General features: G+C 49.5%; 2 protein-coding genes. One reads left to right on the forward strand and one right to left on the reverse strand.

Features of this window, described 5'->3' with window-relative positions:
- Window positions 1–63 precede the first annotated feature (63 nt).
- A complete protein-coding gene (locus AACH41_RS05685; RefSeq protein WP_338657400.1) occupies window positions 64–16,005 on the forward strand; it encodes a retention module-containing protein in 15,942 nt (5,313 codons plus the stop codon).
- Window positions 16,006–16,140: 135 nt separating this feature from the next.
- Here AACH41_RS05685 and AACH41_RS05690 read toward each other — a convergent pair whose 3' ends face one another.
- Window positions 16,141–17,601, reverse strand: coding sequence for a bifunctional 2-methylcitrate dehydratase/aconitate hydratase (locus AACH41_RS05690; RefSeq protein ID WP_338657402.1), 1,461 nt, complete (start codon window positions 17,599–17,601; stop codon window positions 16,141–16,143).
- Window positions 17,602–17,603 lie beyond the last annotated feature (2 nt).

Below are 17,603 nucleotides of genomic sequence, written 5' to 3' on the forward strand. Positions count from 1 at the left end.
TCATTGTTTACTCGCGTTTAATACGAGACTATCAAAATTGTCTCAACTTAAAGTGAGGAAAAAATGGCTACTGTGATCGGTACAGTTACAAACGTTCAAGGTATGGCAATTGTTGTGGATGCAAATGGCAGTCGCCATATGTTGAAACAGGGCGAAACGCTGCATGCAGGAGATAAAGTAATTACTGCCTCTGGCGCAGCAGTTACTGTGAAACTTGCAAATGGTGAAATCGTTAATTTTGCCGAAGCGCAAACCGTCAAAATTACGGATAACCTTGCACAAGTTGATGTATCTGATGTCACAGAAAATGCCGTTAACCAAGCCGTATTTGATGCCGTTTTAACTGCCTTGAATGAAGGCCGCGATGTTACTGAGGTGCTTGATAACCCGGCTGCTGGTGAAGCAGGTAGTGATGGTAATGCCTCATTCGTTAACCTGGATCGCATCCAAACGCAAGATGGTTCTGGTGCAAACTATACAGGGGGCAATGCTGCTGGCGGTGGGGCCGGAGATGGTGGCCGAGGGTTTAGTCCTAACTTTGTTTATTTAACGCCATCTGGTGCCGCTCCTTCGGTGACTCTTGAAGATGATGTTGATAACAACAACTTCATTAACCAAAGCGAATTAAATGGTAAGCAATTTGTAACTGTCTTGATCGGATTGCCTGTTGGTGTTGAGCCTGGTGATGTTTTAAATGTCACCGATAACAATGGTACACGTGCAATTGTTATTTCTGCACTGGATATTTCTCGAGGAGGGATTACACTAGAAGTAAGTCCGTTGCCTCCTCAAGGCTCAACAATAACCGTAACAGCATCGATTACAAATCAGTCTGGTCAGACCTCGCCGTCAGCGAGTGACTCTGCTGTACTCGATACGACTCCCCCATCAGCACCTAATGAGTACCAAGTTATTGACGATGTCGCTCCTGTGGTAGGGCAAATCTCCAATGGGGGCGTAACGAATGATAACGTTCCCGAGTTTAAAGGCGAGAATCAAACGCCTGGTGATATTGTTACTGTCACAATTAAGGGCTCGGATGGTACGACAGTTACAATTACCGCTAGTGTGAAGGCTGATGGGACCTGGAGTGGCCTTCCTTCTGTCCCATTGAAGGATCAAACTTATACAGCCACGATCACTGCGACAGACCCGGCAGGTAATGTAAGTGTGCCAACTGCCCCTTTTGTATTTACTGTTGATACGGTAAACCCAGACGCTACAGCTATTAGCGGTCAACTGCCGGAAACTCTCATTGACGATACAGGGTTTAGTCAAACAGATAACCTTACCAAGAACCGCGCTCCAACCTTAACGGGTACGACAGAAAAGCTGACAGACACTGTGATTGTTACCATCAATGGTGGAACATACAAGGCTGTTGTTACTACCGATGCTTCGGGTAAGGTTGTGTGGAGCGTGACGTTAAAAGACGCGAATTTACCTGATGGTACCTATACACCACAAATCAAAGTGACTGATTTGGCAGGTAATGTCACCATTAAAGCCAGTGAAACATTTACTGTTGATGGAACACCGCCAGTTGCGCCAGGCGCTTTTGTAGCATACGACGACTTTGCGCCTGTGGTTGGAAATATTATTGATAAATCTACCACGAATGACAATATTCCTGATTTTTCTGGTTCTGGCGCAACCCCAGGTGATTTGATCAAAGTATATGATGGTGTAAATGTTATTGCGACTGCTATAGTCAAACAAGACGGTACGTGGGCGGCGACACCATCTAAAGCGCTTAATGACGGGCAGCATGTAATTACAACTACAGCTACCGACCCGGCAGGTAACGAAAGTGATAAATCTTCAACACTTACATTCACAGTTGACACACAAGCGCCGAACAAGCCGACGATAGACAGTGTCTTTGATGATGTAGGTGCGGTGACGGGTAATGTATCGAATGGTGGCTTTACCGATGATGCTAAGCCTACGATCAGTGGTAAAGGTGAGCCTGGCTCCACTATTACTGTATATGACGGCAAGAATGCGATTGGTACAACCGTTGTAAAAGCGGATGGTACATGGAGTCTTGAGCCCTCTAGCCCATTGCTGAACGGTACAAGAGAGTTGACGGCTGTTTCTACGGATGCTGCTGGTAACAACAGTGTGCCTAGTGACAAGTACGTGATCAATGTCGACACGAATGCGCCACAAGACCCATCAATTGTTCGGATTGACGACGACTTTGGTGCAAAACAAGGACCGATTCAGAAGAACAGCACAACAGACGATACGACGCCGACTGTGGTAGGTACAGCGGGAGCTAATCTGAAAATCAATGTTTATGACAATGGTGTACTGATTGGCACAACGACTTCTGATGCGAAGGGAGACTGGGTATTTACACCGACTAAGCCATTGAGCGAAGGCAATCACAATATTACTGCGACCGCAGTAAGTGCAGCTGGGGTTGAAAGTGGCAAGACAGGTGGGTTCCCATTTGTAGTAGACACCACGCCACCTGCGGTGAACGTGAACCAAATCACCGATGACGTTGCCCCGAAAGTTGGAGCGATCAACACTGGGGATACGACAGACGACAACACCCCAACGGTAAGTGGTACAGGCGAGCCTGGAGCTACGATCACTGTGTACGATAACAATCAGCCGATTGGTACGACCACAGTGCAGCCAGACGGTACTTGGAGCTTCACACCGACGACCCCATTGGTAGATGGGCCGCACAGTATCAATGTCACGGCGACAGATGCTGCTGGCAATACCAGTGGCAAGACCCCAGCGACTAACTTCACAATTGATACAAGTACAGTAGGCGTGCCGACGATCACGGCGATTAACGATGACGTTGCGCCGATTACAGGGACAGTTGCACAAGGTGGAGACACTAATGACACTACGCCTACTGTTGTTGGTACAGCACCAGCGGGTGCGGTCAGTGTAGAAGTGTTCTTGAATGGTGTTTCACAAGGTACGGTTGCTGTGAATAACGGTAGCTGGAGCTTTACGCCGAAAACGCCGTTGGCTGATGGAGCTTATGGCTTCAAGGCAATTGCGATCAACGCAGCAGGCAAGCCAAGTGATGCGACCCCAGAGTACAAGATCAATGTAGATACGAAAGCGCCGGTAGCGCCTACGATAGACGACGTACAAGATGATGTTGGTAGCAAGCAAGGCACGGTTGTGAATACTGGTGTGACAGATGACACCACGCCGACGATTTCTGGTAAAGGTGAAGCTGGTTCACAGATCACTGTGTACGATGGCAATACCGTATTAGGCACAACGACCGTGAAGGCGGATGGTACTTGGAGCTTTACGCCAACAACGACGTTGGTTGATGGCTTGCATACGTTTACAGCGAAGTCTACGGACAAGGCTGGCAATGAGTCGCCAACCTCTAACAGCTATGCAGTGACGATAGACACACAAGCGCCGAACAAGCCGACGATAGACAGTGTCTTTGATGATGTAGGTGCGGTGACGGGTAATGTATCGAATGGTGGCTTTACCGATGATGCTAAGCCTACGATCAGTGGTAAAGGTGAGCCTGGCTCCACTATTACTGTATATGACGGCAAGAATGCGATTGGTACAACCGTTGTAAAAGCGGATGGTACATGGAGTCTTGAGCCCTCTAGCCCATTGCTGAACGGTACAAGAGAGTTGACGGCTGTTTCTACGGATGCTGCTGGTAACAACAGTGTGCCTAGTGACAAGTACGTGATCAATGTCGACACGAATGCGCCACAAGACCCATCAATTGTTCGGATTGACGACGACTTTGGTGCAAAACAAGGACCGATTCAGAAGAACAGCACAACAGACGATACGACGCCGACTGTGGTAGGTACAGCGGGAGCTAATCTGAAAATCAATGTTTATGACAATGGTGTACTGATTGGCACAACGACTTCTGATGCGAAGGGAGACTGGGTATTTACACCGACTAAGCCATTGAGCGAAGGCAATCACAATATTACTGCGACCGCAGTAAGTGCAGCTGGGGTTGAAAGTGGCAAGACAGGTGGGTTCCCATTTGTAGTAGACACCACGCCACCTGCGGTGAACGTGAACCAAATCACCGATGACGTTGCCCCGAAAGTTGGAGCGATCAACACTGGGGATACGACAGACGACAACACCCCAACGGTAAGTGGTACAGGCGAGCCTGGAGCTACGATCACTGTGTACGATAACAATCAGCCGATTGGTACGACCACAGTGCAGCCAGACGGTACTTGGAGCTTCACACCGACGACCCCATTGGTAGATGGGCCGCACAGTATCAATGTCACGGCGACAGATGCTGCTGGCAATACCAGTGGCAAGACCCCAGCGACTAACTTCACAATTGATACAAGTACAGTAGGCGTGCCGACGATCACGGCGATTAACGATGACGTTGCGCCGATTACAGGGACAGTTGCACAAGGTGGAGACACTAATGACACTACGCCTACTGTTGTTGGTACAGCACCAGCGGGTGCGGTCAGTGTAGAAGTGTTCTTGAATGGTGTTTCACAAGGTACGGTTGCTGTGAATAACGGTAGCTGGAGCTTTACGCCGAAAACGCCGTTGGCTGATGGAGCTTATGGCTTCAAGGCAATTGCGATCAACGCAGCAGGCAAGCCAAGTGATGCGACCCCAGAGTACAAGATCAATGTAGATACGAAAGCGCCGGTAGCGCCTACGATAGACGACGTACAAGATGATGTTGGTAGCAAGCAAGGCACGGTTGTGAATACTGGTGTGACAGATGACACCACGCCGACGATTTCTGGTAAAGGTGAAGCTGGTTCACAGATCACTGTGTACGATGGCAATACCGTATTAGGCACAACGACCGTGAAGGCGGATGGTACTTGGAGCTTTACGCCAACAACGACGTTGGTTGATGGCTTGCATACGTTTACAGCGAAGTCTACGGACAAGGCTGGCAATGAGTCGCCAACCTCTAACAGCTATGCAGTGACGATAGACACACAAGCGCCGAACAAGCCGACGATAGACAGTGTCTTTGATGATGTAGGTGCGGTGACGGGTAATGTATCGAATGGTGGCTTTACCGATGATGCTAAGCCTACGATCAGTGGTAAAGGTGAGCCTGGCTCCACTATTACTGTATATGACGGCAAGAATGCGATTGGTACAACCGTTGTAAAAGCGGATGGTACATGGAGTCTTGAGCCCTCTAGCCCATTGCTGAACGGTACAAGAGAGTTGACGGCTGTTTCTACGGATGCTGCTGGTAACAACAGTGTGCCTAGTGACAAGTACGTGATCAATGTCGACACGAATGCGCCACAAGACCCATCAATTGTTCGGATTGACGACGACTTTGGTGCAAAACAAGGACCGATTCAGAAGAACAGCACAACAGACGATACGACGCCGACTGTGGTAGGTACAGCGGGAGCTAATCTGAAAATCAATGTTTATGACAATGGTGTACTGATTGGCACAACGACTTCTGATGCGAAGGGAGACTGGGTATTTACACCGACTAAGCCATTGAGCGAAGGCAATCACAATATTACTGCGACCGCAGTAAGTGCAGCTGGGGTTGAAAGTGGCAAGACAGGTGGGTTCCCATTTGTAGTAGACACCACGCCACCTGCGGTGAACGTGAACCAAATCACCGATGACGTTGCCCCGAAAGTTGGAGCGATCAACACTGGGGATACGACAGACGACAACACCCCAACGGTAAGTGGTACAGGCGAGCCTGGAGCTACGATCACTGTGTACGATAACAATCAGCCGATTGGTACGACCACAGTGCAGCCAGACGGTACTTGGAGCTTCACACCGACGACCCCATTGGTAGATGGGCCGCACAGTATCAATGTCACGGCGACAGATGCTGCTGGCAATACCAGTGGCAAGACCCCAGCGACTAACTTCACAATTGATACAAGTACAGTAGGCGTGCCGACGATCACGGCGATTAACGATGACGTTGCGCCGATTACAGGGACAGTTGCACAAGGTGGAGACACTAATGACACTACGCCTACTGTTGTTGGTACAGCACCAGCGGGTGCGGTCAGTGTAGAAGTGTTCTTGAATGGTGTTTCACAAGGTACGGTTGCTGTGAATAACGGTAGCTGGAGCTTTACGCCGAAAACGCCGTTGGCTGATGGAGCTTATGGCTTCAAGGCAATTGCGATCAACGCAGCAGGCAAGCCAAGTGATGCGACCCCAGAGTACAAGATCAATGTAGATACGAAAGCGCCGGTAGCGCCTACGATAGACGACGTACAAGATGATGTTGGTAGCAAGCAAGGCACGGTTGTGAATACTGGTGTGACAGATGACACCACGCCGACGATTTCTGGTAAAGGTGAAGCTGGTTCACAGATCACTGTGTACGATGGCAATACCGTATTAGGCACAACGACCGTGAAGGCGGATGGTACTTGGAGCTTTACGCCAACAACGACGTTGGTTGATGGCTTGCATACGTTTACAGCGAAGTCTACGGACAAGGCTGGCAATGAGTCGCCAACCTCTAACAGCTATGCAGTGACGATAGACACACAAGCGCCGAACAAGCCGACGATAGACAGTGTCTTTGATGATGTAGGTGCGGTGACGGGTAATGTATCGAATGGTGGCTTTACCGATGATGCTAAGCCTACGATCAGTGGTAAAGGTGAGCCTGGCTCCACTATTACTGTATATGACGGCAAGAATGCGATTGGTACAACCGTTGTAAAAGCGGATGGTACATGGAGTCTTGAGCCCTCTAGCCCATTGCTGAACGGTACAAGAGAGTTGACGGCTGTTTCTACGGATGCTGCTGGTAACAACAGTGTGCCTAGTGACAAGTACGTGATCAATGTCGACACGAATGCGCCACAAGACCCATCAATTGTTCGGATTGACGACGACTTTGGTGCAAAACAAGGACCGATTCAGAAGAACAGCACAACAGACGATACGACGCCGACTGTGGTAGGTACAGCGGGAGCTAATCTGAAAATCAATGTTTATGACAATGGTGTACTGATTGGCACAACGACTTCTGATGCGAAGGGAGACTGGGTATTTACACCGACTAAGCCATTGAGCGAAGGCAATCACAATATTACTGCGACCGCAGTAAGTGCAGCTGGGGTTGAAAGTGGCAAGACAGGTGGGTTCCCATTTGTAGTAGACACCACGCCACCTGCGGTGAACGTGAACCAAATCACCGATGACGTTGCCCCGAAAGTTGGAGCGATCAACACTGGGGATACGACAGACGACAACACCCCAACGGTAAGTGGTACAGGCGAGCCTGGAGCTACGATCACTGTGTACGATAACAATCAGCCGATTGGTACGACCACAGTGCAGCCAGACGGTACTTGGAGCTTCACACCGACGACCCCATTGGTAGATGGGCCGCACAGTATCAATGTCACGGCGACAGATGCTGCTGGCAATACCAGTGGCAAGACCCCAGCGACTAACTTCACAATTGATACAAGTACAGTAGGCGTGCCGACGATCACGGCGATTAACGATGACGTTGCGCCGATTACAGGGACAGTTGCACAAGGTGGAGACACTAATGACACTACGCCTACTGTTGTTGGTACAGCACCAGCGGGTGCGGTCAGTGTAGAAGTGTTCTTGAATGGTGTTTCACAAGGTACGGTTGCTGTGAATAACGGTAGCTGGAGCTTTACGCCGAAAACGCCGTTGGCTGATGGAGCTTATGGCTTCAAGGCAATTGCGATCAACGCAGCAGGCAAGCCAAGTGATGCGACCCCAGAGTACAAGATCAATGTAGATACGAAAGCGCCGGTAGCGCCTACGATAGACGACGTACAAGATGATGTTGGTAGCAAGCAAGGCACGGTTGTGAATACTGGTGTGACAGATGACACCACGCCGACGATTTCTGGTAAAGGTGAAGCTGGTTCACAGATCACTGTGTACGATGGCAATACCGTATTAGGCACAACGACCGTGAAGGCGGATGGTACTTGGAGCTTTACGCCAACAACGACGTTGGTTGATGGCTTGCATACGTTTACAGCGAAGTCTACGGACAAGGCTGGCAATGAGTCGCCAACCTCTAACAGCTATGCAGTGACGATAGACACACAAGCGCCGAACAAGCCGACGATAGACAGTGTCTTTGATGATGTAGGTGCGGTGACGGGTAATGTATCGAATGGTGGCTTTACCGATGATGCTAAGCCTACGATCAGTGGTAAAGGTGAGCCTGGCTCCACTATTACTGTATATGACGGCAAGAATGCGATTGGTACAACCGTTGTAAAAGCGGATGGTACATGGAGTCTTGAGCCCTCTAGCCCATTGCTGAACGGTACAAGAGAGTTGACGGCTGTTTCTACGGATGCTGCTGGTAACAACAGTGTGCCTAGTGACAAGTACGTGATCAATGTCGACACGAATGCGCCACAAGACCCATCAATTGTTCGGATTGACGACGACTTTGGTGCAAAACAAGGACCGATTCAGAAGAACAGCACAACAGACGATACGACGCCGACTGTGGTAGGTACAGCGGGAGCTAATCTGAAAATCAATGTTTATGACAATGGTGTACTGATTGGCACAACGACTTCTGATGCGAAGGGAGACTGGGTATTTACACCGACTAAGCCATTGAGCGAAGGCAATCACAATATTACTGCGACCGCAGTAAGTGCAGCTGGGGTTGAAAGTGGCAAGACAGGTGGGTTCCCATTTGTAGTAGACACCACGCCACCTGCGGTGAACGTGAACCAAATCACCGATGACGTTGCCCCGAAAGTTGGAGCGATCAACACTGGGGATACGACAGACGACAACACCCCAACGGTAAGTGGTACAGGCGAGCCTGGAGCTACGATCACTGTGTACGATAACAATCAGCCGATTGGTACGACCACAGTGCAGCCAGACGGTACTTGGAGCTTCACACCGACGACCCCATTGGTAGATGGGCCGCACAGTATCAATGTCACGGCGACAGATGCTGCTGGCAATACCAGTGGCAAGACCCCAGCGACTAACTTCACAATTGATACAAGTACAGTAGGCGTGCCGACGATCACGGCGATTAACGATGACGTTGCGCCGATTACAGGGACAGTTGCACAAGGTGGAGACACTAATGACACTACGCCTACTGTTGTTGGTACAGCACCAGCGGGTGCGGTCAGTGTAGAAGTGTTCTTGAATGGTGTTTCACAAGGTACGGTTGCTGTGAATAACGGTAGCTGGAGCTTTACGCCGAAAACGCCGTTGGCTGATGGAGCTTATGGCTTCAAGGCAATTGCGATCAACGCAGCAGGCAAGCCAAGTGATGCGACCCCAGAGTACAAGATCAATGTAGATACGAAAGCGCCGGTAGCGCCTACGATAGACGACGTACAAGATGATGTTGGTAGCAAGCAAGGCACGGTTGTGAATACTGGTGTGACAGATGACACCACGCCGACGATTTCTGGTAAAGGTGAAGCTGGTTCACAGATCACTGTGTACGATGGCAATACCGTATTAGGCACAACGACCGTGAAGGCGGATGGTACTTGGAGCTTTACGCCAACAACGACGTTGGTTGATGGCTTGCATACGTTTACAGCGAAGTCTACGGACAAGGCTGGCAATGAGTCGCCAACCTCTAACAGCTATGCAGTGACGATAGACACACAAGCGCCGAACAAGCCGACGATAGACAGTGTCTTTGATGATGTAGGTGCGGTGACGGGTAATGTATCGAATGGTGGCTTTACCGATGATGCTAAGCCTACGATCAGTGGTAAAGGTGAGCCTGGCTCCACTATTACTGTATATGACGGCAAGAATGCGATTGGTACAACCGTTGTAAAAGCGGATGGTACATGGAGTCTTGAGCCCTCTAGCCCATTGCTGAACGGTACAAGAGAGTTGACGGCTGTTTCTACGGATGCTGCTGGTAACAACAGTGTGCCTAGTGACAAGTACGTGATCAATGTCGACACGAATGCGCCACAAGACCCATCAATTGTTCGGATTGACGACGACTTTGGTGCAAAACAAGGACCGATTCAGAAGAACAGCACAACAGACGATACGACGCCGACTGTGGTAGGTACAGCGGGAGCTAATCTGAAAATCAATGTTTATGACAATGGTGTACTGATTGGCACAACGACTTCTGATGCGAAGGGAGACTGGGTATTTACACCGACTAAGCCATTGAGCGAAGGCAATCACAATATTACTGCGACCGCAGTAAGTGCAGCTGGGGTTGAAAGTGGCAAGACAGGTGGGTTCCCATTTGTAGTAGACACCACGCCACCTGCGGTGAACGTGAACCAAATCACCGATGACGTTGCCCCGAAAGTTGGAGCGATCAACACTGGGGATACGACAGACGACAACACCCCAACGGTAAGTGGTACAGGCGAGCCTGGAGCTACGATCACTGTGTACGATAACAATCAGCCGATTGGTACGACCACAGTGCAGCCAGACGGTACTTGGAGCTTCACACCGACGACCCCATTGGTAGATGGGCCGCACAGTATCAATGTCACGGCGACAGATGCTGCTGGCAATACCAGTGGCAAGACCCCAGCGACTAACTTCACAATTGATACAAGTACAGTAGGCGTGCCGACGATCACGGCGATTAACGATGACGTTGCGCCGATTACAGGGACAGTTGCACAAGGTGGAGACACTAATGACACTACGCCTACTGTTGTTGGTACAGCACCAGCGGGTGCGGTCAGTGTAGAAGTGTTCTTGAATGGTGTTTCACAAGGTACGGTTGCTGTGAATAACGGTAGCTGGAGCTTTACGCCGAAAACGCCGTTGGCTGATGGAGCTTATGGCTTCAAGGCAATTGCGATCAACGCAGCAGGCAAGCCAAGTGATGCGACCCCAGAGTACAAGATCAATGTAGATACGAAAGCGCCGGTAGCGCCTACGATAGACGACGTACAAGATGATGTTGGTAGCAAGCAAGGCACGGTTGTGAATACTGGTGTGACAGATGACACCACGCCGACGATTTCTGGTAAAGGTGAAGCTGGTTCACAGATCACTGTGTACGATGGCAATACCGTATTAGGCACAACGACCGTGAAGGCGGATGGTACTTGGAGCTTTACGCCAACAACGACGTTGGTTGATGGCTTGCATACGTTTACAGCGAAGTCTACGGACAAGGCTGGCAATGAGTCGCCAACCTCTAACAGCTATGCAGTGACGATAGACACACAAGCGCCGAACAAGCCGACGATAGACAGTGTCTTTGATGATGTAGGTGCGGTGACGGGTAATGTATCGAATGGTGGCTTTACCGATGATGCTAAGCCTACGATCAGTGGTAAAGGTGAGCCTGGCTCCACTATTACTGTATATGACGGCAAGAATGCGATTGGTACAACCGTTGTAAAAGCGGATGGTACATGGAGTCTTGAGCCCTCTAGCCCATTGCTGAACGGTACAAGAGAGTTGACGGCTGTTTCTACGGATGCTGCTGGTAACAACAGTGTGCCTAGTGACAAGTACGTGATCAATGTCGACACGAATGCGCCACAAGACCCATCAATTGTTCGGATTGACGACGACTTTGGTGCAAAACAAGGACCGATTCAGAAGAACAGCACAACAGACGATACGACGCCGACTGTGGTAGGTACAGCGGGAGCTAATCTGAAAATCAATGTTTATGACAATGGTGTACTGATTGGCACAACGACTTCTGATGCGAAGGGAGACTGGGTATTTACACCGACTAAGCCATTGAGCGAAGGCAATCACAATATTACTGCGACCGCAGTAAGTGCAGCTGGGGTTGAAAGTGGCAAGACAGGTGGGTTCCCATTTGTAGTAGACACCACGCCACCTGCGGTGAACGTGAACCAAATCACCGATGACGTTGCCCCGAAAGTTGGAGCGATCAACACTGGGGATACGACAGACGACAACACCCCAACGGTAAGTGGTACAGGCGAGCCTGGAGCTACGATCACTGTGTACGATAACAATCAGCCGATTGGTACGACCACAGTGCAGCCAGACGGTACTTGGAGCTTCACACCGACGACCCCATTGGTAGATGGGCCGCACAGTATCAATGTCACGGCGACAGATGCTGCTGGCAATACCAGTGGCAAGACCCCAGCGACTAACTTCACAATTGATACAAGTACAGTAGGCGTGCCGACGATCACGGCGATTAACGATGACGTTGCGCCGATTACAGGGACAGTTGCACAAGGTGGAGACACTAATGACACTACGCCTACTGTTGTTGGTACAGCACCAGCGGGTGCGGTCAGTGTAGAAGTGTTCTTGAATGGTGTTTCACAAGGTACGGTTGCTGTGAATAACGGTAGCTGGAGCTTTACGCCGAAAACGCCGTTGGCTGATGGAGCTTATGGCTTCAAGGCAATTGCGATCAACGCAGCAGGCAAGCCAAGTGATGCGACTCCAGAGTACAAGATCAATGTAGATACGAAAGCGCCGGTAGCGCCTACGATAGACGACGTACAAGATGATGTTGGTAGCAAGCAAGGCACGGTTGTGAATACTGGTGTGACAGATGACACCACGCCGACGATTTCTGGTAAAGGTGAAGCTGGTTCACAGATCACTGTGTACGATGGTAATACCGTATTAGGCACAACGACCGTGAAGGCGGATGGTACTTGGAGCTTTACGCCGACAACGACGTTGGTAGATGGGTTACATACGTTTACAGCGAAGTCTACGGACAAGGCTGGCAATGAGTCGCCAACCTCTAACAGCTATGCAGTGACGATAGACACACAAGCGCCGAACAAGCCGACGATAGACAGTGTCTTTGATGATGTAGGTGCGGTGACGGGTAATGTATCGAATGGTGGCGTAGCCGATGACCCAACCCCAACCTTGAGTGGTAAGGCTGAAGCTGGTAGCACCGTGACTGTTTATGACGGCAAAAATGCGATTGGCACAGCTATCGCTGACAAAAACGGTAACTGGACATTTACACCATCAACAGATATTGCTAAAGGCCTGCATAACTATACGGTGACTGCAACTGACAACGCTGGCAATACCAGTGTGCCAAGTGACAACTACGCCTACACTTTGAACCAGTCACCAGTGTTTGTGACTTTAAATGGTAGTGCCACTGTGTCTGAAGACGGTTTGCCAAATGGTGTTCTGGATCAAGGTGAGCCTTCAAATATTATTGCTTCTGGTGATTTGGGTATCTCCGATCCAAATGGCGATTTGCAGAGTGTGACATTGACTGCGCCAACTCAAACTTATACCTCTGGTGGTGTCGCAATTACCTGGACAGGTAACAACACCGGGACGTTGATTGGCTCTGCTAATGGTCAGGAAATCTTGCGCATATCCATTGATACCTCAGGCAAGTACGCTGTCAAGCTGTCTGGCCCGCTGGATCACCCTGCTCAAGGTGAGGATACGCTTGCCCTGAAGTTTGGTGTAAATGCTAAAGACTCTGATACCACAACTACTGGTTCTATCACTGTTAATGTGGTTGATGATGCGCCGATTGCTACCAATCAGACGGTCACTGCTCAGGGCGACAAAGGCACAAACATCATGTTTACCATTGATGTCTCTGGCAGTATGGCGACATTGGATGGTGTCAATGGAACCTCACGTCTTGCTAGTGAAGTGAAGTCCATCAATACCTTGTTGGATCAATATGCTTCATTGGGCGGTGATGTTCGTGTCATGATCGTGACTTTCTCTGATGGCTATTATCAGAAAACACCAACTTGGGTGACCATCTCAGAGGCAAAACAAGTGCTTGCTTCACTGCAAACGTTATCTGGCACCAATTATGATGCGGCGCTGGATGGAAGCAAAACAGCCTTTAACTCTGCCGGTAAGATCTCAGGCGCACAAAACATTGGTTACTTCTTCTCTGATGGCGAGCCAAATAGTGGCCGTGAAGTAGGGGATAGCGATAGACAGGCATGGGAAGCCTTCCTGAAAGCCAATAACATCAATGAATATGCGATTGGTGTGGGTAGCAGTGTATCTGCAACACAGGTGGCTAACAGCATGAACCAGATTGCTTATAATGGATCAACCAGCACCGATACAAATGCAATTCAGGTATCTAACTTTGCGCAATTGGATGCTGTACTGAGCCAGACTGTACCAACCCCTGTAGTTGGCAGCTTGACCAGTGGTGGTGGCTTTGGCGCTGATGGTGGCTATGTCAAGTCAGTGGCGATTGAGGGCACCACTTATACCTTTGATGCTAAAACTGGTTCAATTTCAGTCGCTGGGACAAATAATAGCTCTTACAATGCGACGACTCATCAGCTAACAGTGGTTACCAAAGCTGGCACATTTGTTGTAGACATGGACGACGGTAAATATGCCTTTACGCCAGGCCAACCAAAAGTAACCCTGATCAATACCACTTTTGATGCTAACGCTAATGGTCAGCAAACATCCCTGCCATCGGGTTGGTTCACGAATAACCCTAGTGGTAAGATTGAAGTCCAGGCAAGCACCATTTATGGCTTGTCAGCGAGTTACGGGAATGTGCTTGAGATTGAAAACTTTAAAGGCGATGGCAATATTTATACGCTCATCAATCCGTCTAAAAATGATACGGTTACTTTAAGTTTTGATTATGCAGCACGCTCCGGTTATACCTCTGGTACCGACTCTGCGATTCAGGTTCTTGTAGATGGTAAGGTCATTGATACCGTCAATACTAAAAACCTGACGATGACCACTTTCTCTTATACCTTCACAGGGACTGGTAGCCAGATGCGCGTGGAGTTTAAATCAGTGGATACGAACAGTACCGGTGGTCTGCTTGATAACATTAAAATCACGACTTCAAGCACTACCCAGCCTGCAGACAGCACTAAAGTTACTTATACATTAAGTGACAAAGATGGCGACACCAGCACTGCTGATTTGACGGTGAATGTGGCGAAAAATAATACCTATACACCTACACCGCAGGTGGCGCCTGATGTCTCGACGGCTGTCGGTGCGGCTGGCTTGATTACCTTGCCTGGTCTGTTGAATGTTGATTTGCTTGACTTCTCAAGTCGTCAGAATTTCACAGCAAGTGATGCCAATAACAACATTACTAACGTCAATATTGCGTTCAATGCTGGGATTGGTGTGATCATCGGCTCTACACTGATGAGTTACTCGCAAGCAGTAGCGAATGAGTTAGGCTTAAAAGTAAGCTATACAGAAAGTAGCGGCTTCCTTGGCTTAATCGGTGCAAATGGCAAACTGGTGGTTACAGCTGCTGACGGTGGCACGATCGACAACCTTGCTCTGAATGAATTCCTGTCAACGGTGAAGGTGAATCCGCAGCTTCTTGGCGTCAATGTGTTGGAAAACTTTACGATCACTGCAACTGACAGTACTGGCCTGCAAGATAGCGCAAGTGCAAGCAATCTGCTCAATCTCAGCTTGTTGAGTAGCAATAACACTACGCCAATTATCGGTGGTGATGCAGGTGACAACGTTGTTAACGGTACCTCCGGCAATGACATTATCTACGGCTACGCTGGCAACGATACCTTGAATGGTGGCGATGGTAATGACATCCTGCGTGGTGGTGCTGGTAATGACACCTTGAACGGCGGTAATGGCAACGACATCCTGATCGGTGGTAAAGGTAACGATACCCTGACCGGCGGCGCGGGTGTGGATGTGTTCAAGTGGGATCAAGGCGATGATGGTTCTGCTGGCGCGCCTGCACGTGACACGATCACAGATTTCAACAAAGCGCCTGTCAACCAAGGCGGCGATGTATTGGATATCCGTGATTTGTTGCAAGGTGAAAATCCAAACAACTTGGTCAACTACATGCACTTCGAGAAATCAGGCAGCGATACCATTATTCATATCAGTTCGAATGGTGGCTTTGCTAATGATGCACACAATGTTTCAGGTGCATTCAATAGTGGTCAAGAAACGCAGACCATTGTGGTGGCTGGTGTCGATTTAACCAACGGCCAAACCAGCGATGCAGCCGTGATCGCAAACCTGCTGACACAGCAAAATATTGTTGTGGATCACTAATCGCAGCAGTATTGCTAATAGCAGTTCAAGAGCGACCCTTGTGGTCGCTCTTTTTTTATTCAGCGTTTGGGTTTGATACAGGCAATAAAAAAGAGCGCTGCTTGAGCGCTCTTTTTAGAGACTGAGTTTGCGTTGTTATAGCGCCAGCATATCTACAAACGCATTCACAGCAGTGGCTTCCAGCTTGGCCTGATCCTGACACAAGGCCAAAATGTCGGCTTGTCTTGATGTGTCAAAGCGACGTGCCAGATTGGTTTTGAATTTCTTCACCAGTTCCGGGATGCCTTCGCCACGGCGGCGGCGATGGCCAATCGGGTATTCCACCGCAATGTTGCTGGATTGCGTGCCATCCTTAAAGTAAATCTGAATGGCATTGGCAATGGATCGTTTTTCCGGATCCAGATAGTCACGCGTATATTCTGCTTTTTCGACGCAAGTCATCTTGTCACGCAGTGCATCTATGCGCGGATCAGCGGCTGCGGCATCTTCGTAATCCTGTGCAGTTAAACTTCCTTTGAGCAAACCAACGGCTGCCATATATTGAATACAATGGTCGCGGTCAGCAGGGTTATCCAACGGGCCGGTTTTATCGATGATGCGAATGGCGGACTCGTGTGTGGTGATAATAATCTTGTCGATGTTGGCAATGTCTTCCAGGGTTTGCAGACGGCTGCCCACTTCCTTGTTGAGCTGGAAAGCGCACTCCACCGCTGTTTGCGCGTGAAATTCGGCCGGGAAGGAGATTTTGAACAATACCTGCTCCATCACATAGCTGCCGTAAGGGCGCTGGAACTTGAAGGCATTACCTTTGAACAAGACATCATAAAAGCCCCAGGTTTTGGCTGTGAGTGCACTTGGGTAGCCCATTTCACCTTGCAAGGTCATCCAGGCCAGACGCACCGCTCGCGAGGTGGCATCGCCTGCCGCCCAGGATTTACGTGAACCGGTGTTTGGACTATGACGGTAGGTACGCAAGCTTTGACCATCAACAAAGGCGTTAGACACAGCATTGATAATATCCTGCTTGTTGCCCCCCAGTAATTTGGTCACGACAGCGGTAGAGGCAATTTTAACCAGAATGACGTGGTCCAGACCCACTCTGTTAAAGCTGTTTTCCAGCGCCAGTATGCCCTGAATTTCATGCGCCTTGATCATGGCGGTAAGTACGTCTTTCATGGTCAATGGCGCTTTGCCTTCGGCCACATTTTTGCGCGACATGTAATCCGCTGAAGCCAGAATCCCGCCCAGGTTGTCAGATGGATGTCCCCATTCTGCGGCCAGCCAGGTGTCATTAAAATCCAGCCAGCGGATCATGGCGCCAATATTAAAAGCGGCCAGGATAGGGTCCAGCTGATAAGGGGTGCCGGGAACTTTGGCGCCATTCGGCACAACCGTACCGGCAATCACGGGGCCTAGTAATTTGGTACAGGCGGGATAATCCAATGCCTCGAAACCACAGCCCAGCGTATCCATCAGGCAGTTGCGGGCGGTATCGTAAGCTTCATGAGAGTTGATTTCAAAATCTGCCACGTAGTTGGCGATATCTACAATGACTTGATCGGGATCGGGACGTACATTAGAAATATGGGCGGACATAA

The sequence above is a fragment of the Methylophilus sp. DW102 genome (assembly GCF_037076555.1).
In the GTDB taxonomy this organism is placed as follows: Bacteria; Pseudomonadota; Gammaproteobacteria; order Burkholderiales; family Methylophilaceae; genus Methylophilus; species Methylophilus glucosoxydans.